Below are 8,939 nucleotides of genomic sequence, written 5' to 3' on the forward strand. Positions count from 1 at the left end.
CTGCCACGCGTCCCACATCAACCCACCACACACGAATCAGCAGCGGATCGACAGTTTCCTTCGTCAACACGACATCCAGAGCATGCCAGTCACCGCCGTTCACGCGGAAACGACCAGAATAAGACACGGTCGCGTAGGCATGGAAATTGCCTGAACGCTTATAGACATAACTGGTCGCGGTCTTGCGTGACTCTTCGCCACGTGCCCTGCTGACCGGCTTGCCCATGGTGTAGAAGCTGCCCTCGTCACCGTTGCCGTACTGGATGGTCATCTGGGTGGGGTAGGACTCCATCTCCACGTGGCCAATCATGAGGTCGCCTTCCCAACGTGCGGTGGGTGCGTCGACGTAGAAGTTGACGGCCTGGTTCTTATAGACGTTAGGGTTATCTTCGCCCTGACCAGAGCCAAGGTTATAGGACTGCTTCAGTACAGGGGCCTGGATATCGGTTTTAGCGAATTGGTCCTCAACTTCTTGGAGCATTTCTTCAATAGTGGGACCCTTAGGCTGTGCGGGGTCATTAGAGGTGAGAGTTTTGGTATCAAGTGGCTGGCAATATGTTCCTAGTCCTGTTTTCGGATCGTAATTTACCTCTTCGCCACTAATAGGCATCTCACGGATACGGCTGTATTTACCAGGTTGTCTTCCCGCTGCAAGACATTCCGCTTCACCTTGCTTGCGCGCATTACCTTTGGGAATATACATAGGCTGCCCCAAGTTGTCTTTTACTTCGTCATAATTTCTACGGAATTCTTCTTCCTTCCGCTGGTTCTCCGCTTCTATTTCAAGGGATGATTTAGCGGTAGGTGAGTCTATCCTAGTATCTAGGGTGCCTTTCCTCGCAAAGTTTTGTTGTGGAGTCTTTTCCTTAGTGAGGCATATAGCATGGCCGTTATCGCTACTGCATTCCTGGCTGTTCGCAGGAGGAACGCTCATAAAAACAGATGATGTGATAACAGCAAAAGTGAGTATATATGCACTTCCTATTTCTCTGATATGGAACATGCTATTTCAACGACCCTTTTTCCTTCAGCTGCTCTTGAGAAAGTGAGCCAACGACAGTCCAAAATCCATCCGAATATTTGAGAATGTAAGCGCCGCTATCGTCCCCCTCGGCCGTATTCGTGTCTTCGGTGTATGACCCGTCGGGCTCAACATACATTACGAATTCCCAAATATGCTTCAGCATAAGGGTGTATTCTTTAGTTTTTTCATCATAAATAAACTGACCATCGAGCTGATATTTGTCGAGACCATTAATGATCCATCCGCCGCGCTTATAAAGGCGCTCGACATATCCGTAGAACTTTTCTTCGTCAGTTTCTGGTTTCACATATGCTTTGGCGTATTCGCAATCACCCGTCTGGACTGCATAGTTGTGGGCTATGGTCCAGTCGTTGATCATGTTGAGAGCGCCCTCCTGAGTTTCGGGGTATTGTTTCCGGCTCGGGGGCTTGGGTACGTTTTGCGCGGGTCCGTAGCCGTCGGCTTTACGGTACTCACCGTCAGGGGCTTTGGATTGTCCAGAGTAGCCTCGGATAGTAGACGGGGTTGCCGAAGCTGATGCAGATTCAGAAGCTGCCGCAGATGCCGAAGCGGTCTCACTCGGCGCCGCGGAGGCGGTAGCTGCCGCCTCATTGTTAGCCTGCTGGCCACATGCCGCAAGCAGGGCACCAATGCCCACAAGTGCGCCGCTACCCAGCAGGGTACGGCGATTAAAGATCGTTGAATCCATAGAAGATACGCTCCTATCATCGGTGATGGTGTGTTGTTTAGTTACTGGTCGAGCCATTATTCGTAGGTCAAGCTGACCACCGGAAGGAAAACAGCCCCGTAGTGTGCCCAACAAGCGCATCAATGCGCTGTGGAGCACTACAGTTACCACCCTACCGCATGTTTGCGGTCGTTTGCATTCTTTTGGGTGCTACAGCGACGAAACATCACCATACGAGTACCTCAATGCTTTATGCATCAAATAAGTACCTGCACGCAAAGAATTTACATGTAGCGGTGAGTGTTCCCCGATAAAAGAATTCCCGCAGCAGACCAGGGGAGAGGGCCGCGGACCAAAAGAATGAACAGCAAGCTAGGGGAGTAGACAGTAGGGTGGAGAAATAGCCGATAGGTTAAGGGAATATTCGATAGGCTATTGCCTCCTCCGCGGGTATAAAACCCACGGCGAAGACACTAACCTATCGAACGCAGCACCCCGTCCGAGATAGAACCAGCCAACGACGTCCCCGCCTGAAGCAAACCCCGGCACATCCTCACCCTGCTCGCCTCCGTATCCCCGCACAGCATTTACACACCCAACACACCCACATCCCACTCCCTCCTCATGCCCGCAATGTGGCGGGCAACTCATGCGGCTCACGCGGGGTGTTAGACAGTACTACACTTAAAGCGGAAGTCACATCGCCGTCACTGAAGAAAAGAGTTTTTGTGCCCACCACGACCGTACACTTGACCGACCGCATCCCTCGCGTTTCTGCTGATGAGTTGCTGGCGGGTTTCCGCCCCTCTGAGCGTTTTGGTGAAGTGTCTTTTGATAGCTACATTCCTGATCCGAATCAGCCGTCGCAGGCTGAGGCTGTGCAGAAGCTGAAGGATTTTGGCGACAAGATTAATGGTGGCGGCGCTGGTGCCGGTTTCTTTGGTCGCCTGTTTGGTGGCAAGAAGAAGGATTCTACGAAGGCTGGCCTGTACCTTGACGGCGGTTTTGGTGTGGGTAAGACTCACTTGTTGGCGTCGCTGTGGCATTATGTGGATGGCCCGAAGGCGTTCGGTACTTTTGTGGAGTACACGAACCTGGTGGGTGCGTTGACGTTCCGTAAGACGGTTGAGGCGTTGAGCAGCTACAAGCTTGTGTGTATTGACGAGTTTGAGCTGGATGATCCGGGTGATACTGTGCTCATGTCTCGTCTGATGCGTGAGCTGGCGGATGCTGGCGTGAAGCTTGTGGCGACCTCGAACACGCTGCCTGGTGCGCTGGGTGAGGGCCGTTTCGCGGCTGAGGATTTTAAGCGTGAGATTCAGGTGCTTGCTTCGCAGTTTGAGGTGCACCGTGTGGATGGTGAGGATTTCCGTCACCGTGGTCTGCCTGCCGCACCGGAGCCTGTTGCTGATGATGCGTTTGATGCGAAGGTTGAGGAAGTGTTCGGCGACCAGACTGTTGGTGTTGATAACTTCGCTGACCTGGTGGAGCATCTGGCGAAGGTGCACCCGTCGCGTTACCGCCAGCTGATCGATGGCCTGGATGGTATTGCGTGGCGTGATGTTCACCCGATTACTGAGCAGTCGGTGGCGTTGCGTTTTGTGGTGTTGGCTGACCGCCTGTATGACAAGGACTTGCCGATTGTTTCTTCGGGTGTGCCTTTTGACAAGGTGTTTACTGAGGAGATGCTGGCTGGTGGTTATCAGAAGAAGTATTTCCGTGCGGTGTCTCGTTTGACTGCGTTGGCTCGTGAGGGCATGCTGGGTGAGGAGGCGGAGCGCTAGTTCCGCTGTTCGCCGGGGCCGAGCTTTGGCCGGCTCGGGTTTTGATGCGCTGTTCTTTCTAGTCCCGTGAGACTCGAAGCTCGCCCGGTTTGCATGGTTAGCTTGGTTAGTCTGGTTTACCTGAACCGCGCCAACCCCTCTCATACGTGAAGACCCTCGCCGGGTCGCTTAGGAAGCACCCGGCGGGGGTCTTTGTGCGTCTTGGCTCGTTGCATGCTGCGGGTTCGCAAATGCCTGCAGTAGATAAGGAAGTTAAAAACATACCGCCCGTTCCTAAGAGGAGCCGGACGGTGAGAAGTCAGCATCGGAAGGATGCCTTATTAAGAATCTTTCGTTATTGATTCTAGCACAGTGGTTCACGGGTTTCGCAAGTGCTTCACATAAAAATTTTTTTTGCGCTTTTGGGGGTGAGAATGACGGTTTCGGATGCGTATATGGTGTAGTCAGGTTATTGTTAGTCTCAGATGGGCGCAATGATGCTTATCAAGAGTGCAATGCCTGCACTTGATTGCAATCACTCACAAAGGAGTATGACATGTCTACGGACATGAAGAACTACCGTATCGGTGTTGATGTCGGCGACCGCTCTGTTGGTCTTGCCGCTATCGAATTTGATGATGCTGGTTTCCCTATCCAGAAGCTTGCTCTGGTAACTTTCCGCCATGACGGCGGTTTGGATCCGACAGATAATCCGAAGAGTCGTAAAGAAACTCGCGGTGAAGCTCGTCGTAGGATGCGCATGACTCGTCGCCGTAAGCAGCGTCTGTGTGACCTCGATAAGGTGCTTGAGAATTTGGGCTATACCGTACCGGAGGGTCCTGAGCCTGAGACCTATGAGGCGTGGACTTCGCGTGCGCTGTTGGCATCAATCAAACTGGCTAGTGCTGATGAGCTGAATGAGCATTTGGTGCGCGCTGTGCGTCATATGGCTCGTCACCGTGGTTGGGCTAATCCGTGGTGGTCTCTTGACCAGCTGGAGAGGGCGTCGCAGGAGCCGTCGGAGACTTTTGAGATTATTCTGGCTCGTGCGCGTGAGCTGTTTGGTGAGAAGGTTCCGGCTAACCCGACTTTGGGTATGCTGGGTGCTCTTGCCGCTAATAATGAGGTTCTTCTGCGTCCCAGGGCTGAGAAGAAGAAAAAGACTGGATATGTACGTGGTACCCCTCTGTTGGCCGCACAGGTCCGTCAGATAGATCAGGTAGCTGAGCTTCGTCGTATTTGCGAGGTTCAGGATATTGAAGAGCAGTATGAGACTCTTCGCAATGCAATTTTTGCGCATAAGGTTGCATATGTACCGACGGAGCGTGTGGGGAAGGACCCGCTGGCCCCTTCTAAAAACCGAACGATTCGCGCGTCTCTGGAGTTTCAGGAGTTCCGTATTCTTGATTCGGTGGCGAATCTGCGTGTTCGTACTGATTCTCGTGCGAAGCGTGAGCTGACTGAGGGCGAGTATGATGCTGCTGTCGAGTTCTTGATGGGCTATACCGCTAAGGAGCAGCCTAGCTGGGCCGATGTGGCTGAAGAGATTGGTGTTCCTGGTAACCGATTGATTGCGCCGGTTCTTGAGGACGTTCAGCAGAAGACTGCACCATTCGACCGTTCGTCTGCAGCTTTCGAGAAGGCAATGAGCAAGAAGACTGAGGCTCGTCAGTGGTGGGAGTCTAATGATGACGACCAGCTGCGCAGTCTGTTCATTATGTTCCTTGCCGATGCAACGAACGATACTGAAGAGGCGGCGGCTGTGGCAGGTTTGCCTGAGCTCTATATGAGCTGGCCGGCTGAGGAACGTGAAGCGCTCTCTAATATTGATTTTGAGAAGGGCCGTGTTGCTTATAGTCATGAGACCCTTTCAAAGTTGAGCGAGTACATGCATGAGTACCGTGTTGGTCTTCATGAAGCCCGCAAGGCTGTCTTCGGTGTGGACGATACCTGGCGCCCGCCCCTGGCTAAGCTGGAGGAACCGACGAGTCAGCCGACGGTTGACCGCGTGCTGACTATTCTGCGCCGCTTCGTGCTGGATTGTGAACGTCAGTGGGGCCGCCCGCAGGCGATCACGGTTGAGCATGCCCGTATCGGCTTGATGGGTCCTGTACAGCGTCAGAAGATTCTGAATGAGCAGAAGAAGAACCGTGGAGAGAACGAACGTATTCGTAACGAACTGCGTGAGTCCGGCGTGGAGAACCCGAACCGCGCGGAAGTTCGTCGCCATTTAATTGTGCAGGAGCAGGAATGCCAGTGCTTGTACTGTGGCACGATGATTACGACGACTACTTCTGAGCTGGACCACATCGTACCGCGCGCTGGTGGCGGTTCCTCTCGTCGTGAGAATTTGGCAGCGGTGTGCCGCTACTGTAACGGGAAGAAGAATCGGAAGTTGTTCTATGAATGGGCTGGTCCTGTGAAAATGCAGGAGACCATTGACCGTGTCCGCCAGTTGAGGGCCTTTAAGGACTCTAAGAAGGCGAAAATGTTCAAGAACCAGATTCGTCGTTTGAAGCAGACTGAGGCTGATGAGCCGATTGACGAGCGGTCGCTGGCTTCAACTTCGTACGCAGCTGTGGCTGTGCGTGAGCGTTTGGAACAGCACTTTAATGAGGGTCTTACTCTGGACGATAAGAGCCGCGTGGTGCTGGATGTTTACGCCGGTGCCGTGACGCGTGAGTCTCGCCGTGCTGGTGGTATTGATGAGCGTATTTTGTTGCGCGGTGAGCGTGATAAGAACCGCTTTGATGTGCGCCATCATGCGGTTGATGCTGCGGTGATGACTTTGCTGAACCGCTCTGTTGCTTTGACTCTGGAACAGCGCAGCCAGCTGAGGCGTGCGTTTTATGAGCAGGGGTTGGACAAGCTGGACCGTGATCAGCTGAAGCCGGAAGAAGATTGGCGTGACTTTATCGGTCTGTATCCGGCTTCCAAGGAGAAGTTCTTGGAATGGAAGAAGACCGCTACAGTTTTGGGCGATGTGTTGGCTGAGGCTATCGAGGAGGACTCTATTGCGGTGGTGAGCCCGCTTCGTTTGCGTCCGCAGAACGGCTCGGTACATAAGGAAACTATCGCTGCGGTGAAGAAGCAGACTTTGGGCTCTTCCTGGTCAGCTGATGCTGTGAAACGTATTGTTGATCCGGAGATTTACCTGGCGATGAAGGACGCTCTCGGTAAGTTGAAGGAGCTTCCTGAGGATTCTGCCCGTTCGCTTGAGCTGTCTGATGGCCGCTACATTGAAGCTGATGATGAGGTGCTGTTCTTCCCAGAGAATGCTGCGTCGATTCTGACTCCTCGTGGTGTGGCTGAGATTGGTGGGTCGATTCATCATGCTCGCTTGTACAGTTGGCTGACGAAGAAGGGGGATTTGAAGGTTAATGTACTCCGTGTTTATGGCGCGGAGTTCCCGTGGCTGATGCGTGAGAGTGGTAGCAGTGATGTTTTGCGAATGCCTATTCATCCGGGTTCTCAGTCTTTCCGAGATGTGCAGGAAGAAACCATTGAAATGATTGAAGGTGGGTTTGCAAAGGAGATTGCTTGGATTACACAGAATGATGAGTTGGAATTTGACCCTGTGGAGTACATTAATCTTCCTGGAAGAAGCGATAAGCTTACCCGTTTCCTTATCTACATGCCGGAGACTCGCTGGCGTGTAGATGGTTTTCCAGAGAGTAGGAATCTTAGGATTCGTCCCTTGATGCTTTCTCAAGAGGATCTCCCTTCCGAGATTAAGAAGCATAAGGAAGAGAAACAGCTGTCTGATGAAGAGAAACTTCTAGTGGAAGCACTAGAGAAAGGACTCATCATTACTTCTAGTAAGCTCTTGGGATTGAAGAGCATCAAGGTTATCCGCCGCAATAACTTGGGTTTCCCTCGTTGGCGCGGTAACGGCAACCTGCCGACTTCGTTCGAAGTCCGTTCTTCGGCGTTGCGCGCTCTGGGCGTGGAAGGCTAGGCGAGCGTGATGGATAGTAAGTGGCGTGTTCTTGATTTCACTGCCTATGAAGGCTTCCTGTCGTATGAGAGGGGGCGAATCGTGGCGGGGGAGCGGAGCACGCCACTTGCTGAGGTTGATTTTATCCTCCTTGGTATGGGGTGCTCCTGGGGCTACGGTCTGGTGGCTGGCCTGGAACGTTTTGATGTTGCTGCCGCGATTTGTGATTGGCGTAACCAGCCGATTTCTACGTTGTATCACTGGTCTGAGAATACGAAGGTGTTTACTCGCCATGAGGCTCAATCTGAATTGAGCGTTCCCCGTGCGAAGAATGCGTGGATGCAGATTATAAAGGCTAAGCTTCGTGGTCAGGCAAATTGTCTTGACGCTATGGGGCGGCCGGGCGCTGCGGATATTCGTGCGTTGGCTCGTTCGGTGCGTTCTGGTGACCCGTCGAATGCGGAGGCCCAGGGGGCGCGCCTGTATTGGGGCGCGTTCCTTCCGGAGCAGAGGTTCCGTCGTCAGCAGCTCTCGGATGACGTGGTGAATGGCATGCTCAATTATGGGTATACGATTCTTCGCGGCAGGGTTTTGACTCGTGTGATTGCTGCAGGTTTGTGCCCTACGCTGTCGCTGTTTCACCGTCATCGTTCGAATGCTTTTGCGTTGGTTGATGATTTGGTGGAGCCTTTCCGTCCTGCGGTGGATTATGCGGTGTATCAGCTGATTTCTGCTGGTTCTACTGAGCTGGGTCGCCAGGAGAAGGCGGCTTTGGTTCAGGTGCTGTCTGACGCGGTGAATGCTGATTCGCCGTTTAAGCTCCGTACTGTGATGGAGGATTTTTGTTCTGAGTTTGCTCTCTATGTTGAGGGTAAGCGTGATAGGTTGTCGGTTCCGGTGTGGGAGCTGACGGCTGCTGAGGAGTTGTGTGAGGATGGCTGATCCTGTGTGGCTGATGGTGATGTTTGATTTGCCGGTGAAGACGAAGAGTGAGCGGAAGCTGGCGAATCGTTATCGTCATGTTCTGCTGGATTTGGGTTTTGACCGTATGCAGCTGAGTGTGTATGCGAAGTACTATCTGAATGGGAATGCGACGGGGTCTGATTTGTTTCGGTTGCAGGTTGAGGTTCCTCCGGGTGGTGCGATTCGTATTATGCGTTTTACGGATGCTCAGTGGGCTGGTTCGATTCGCCATTTGGGGCCGGAGGTGCAACAGATGGAGGAGAAGCCGGAGGCTTTAGATATTTTCTAGCGGAGCTTCACAAAAAATGAGCCGGTGGGGCAGCGACCATGTTTTTGGTAGCTGCCCCACCGGCTCATTTTTTCTTTCGAATCTCGTCTAGAGACGAAATTCGAGGCGGGTATGGAGCAGTTTTTCTCTCGAAAAACTGCCCCAATTATGCCTCTGACTAGGAGAAATGCTTGATTACTTAAGTATATCAAGGCGAATAATGAAAGATTCTCAACTCATGCCCAAGCGCCACGTGGTCATCATTAAGTATATCAAGGCGAATAATGAAAGATTCT

At 52.6% G+C, this 8,939-nt stretch carries 5 protein-coding genes and 1 pseudogene; 4 read left to right on the forward strand and 2 right to left on the reverse strand.

The window, feature by feature from the left end; all coding sequences use genetic code 11:
* Together HMPREF2980_RS09500 and HMPREF2980_RS03260 are read right to left on the reverse strand one after the other, a co-directional pair.
* Window positions 1–481 (reverse strand): annotated as a pseudogene (locus tag HMPREF2980_RS09500) (peptide ABC transporter ATPase); the annotation flags it as partial.
* Between the two features lie 523 nt (window positions 482–1,004).
* On the reverse strand, window positions 1,005–1,733 hold the full coding sequence (locus tag HMPREF2980_RS03260; RefSeq protein ID WP_049345150.1) for a DUF6318 family protein: 729 nt from the start codon (window positions 1,731–1,733) through the stop codon (window positions 1,005–1,007).
* Between the two features lie 707 nt (window positions 1,734–2,440).
* Here HMPREF2980_RS03260 and zapE point away from each other — a divergent pair.
* The 4 genes from zapE (at window position 2,441) to cas2 (ending at window position 8,664) form a co-directional block, all read left to right on the forward strand.
* On the forward strand, window positions 2,441–3,496 hold the full coding sequence (gene zapE / locus HMPREF2980_RS03265; protein ID WP_070690137.1) for a cell division protein ZapE: 1,056 nt from the start codon (window positions 2,441–2,443) through the stop codon (window positions 3,494–3,496).
* A gap of 535 nt (window positions 3,497–4,031) precedes the next feature.
* A complete protein-coding gene (cas9, locus tag HMPREF2980_RS03270) occupies window positions 4,032–7,433 on the forward strand; it encodes a type II CRISPR RNA-guided endonuclease Cas9 (protein WP_070690139.1) in 3,402 nt (1,133 codons plus the stop codon).
* A gap of 9 nt (window positions 7,434–7,442) precedes the next feature.
* A complete protein-coding gene (cas1, locus tag HMPREF2980_RS03275) occupies window positions 7,443–8,354 on the forward strand; it encodes a type II CRISPR-associated endonuclease Cas1 (RefSeq protein WP_070690141.1) in 912 nt (303 codons plus the stop codon).
* Window positions 8,347–8,664 carry a CRISPR-associated endonuclease Cas2 gene (cas2, locus tag HMPREF2980_RS03280; protein ID WP_049337737.1) on the forward strand — a complete coding sequence of 106 codons (318 nt, stop codon included), beginning with the start codon at window positions 8,347–8,349 and terminating at the stop codon, window positions 8,662–8,664. Before cas1 ends, cas2 begins: the two co-directional genes overlap by 8 nt.
* Window positions 8,665–8,939 lie beyond the last annotated feature (275 nt).

The sequence above is a fragment of the Rothia sp. HMSC076D04 genome, from assembly GCF_001814645.1.
GTDB classification, from domain to species: Bacteria; Actinomycetota; Actinomycetes; order Actinomycetales; family Micrococcaceae; genus Rothia; species Rothia mucilaginosa.

Coding starts and splice junctions, on each gene's coding strand:
- HMPREF2980_RS03260 (WP_049345150.1), bottom strand. CDS start 1,733: ATGGATTCAACGATCTTTAATCGCCGTACCCTGCTGGGTAGCGGCGCA.
- cas2 (WP_049337737.1), top strand. CDS start 8,347: ATGGCTGATCCTGTGTGGCTGATGGTGATGTTTGATTTGCCGGTGAAG.
- cas9 (WP_070690139.1), top strand. CDS start 4,032: ATGTCTACGGACATGAAGAACTACCGTATCGGTGTTGATGTCGGCGAC.
- cas1 (WP_070690141.1), top strand. CDS start 7,443: ATGGATAGTAAGTGGCGTGTTCTTGATTTCACTGCCTATGAAGGCTTC.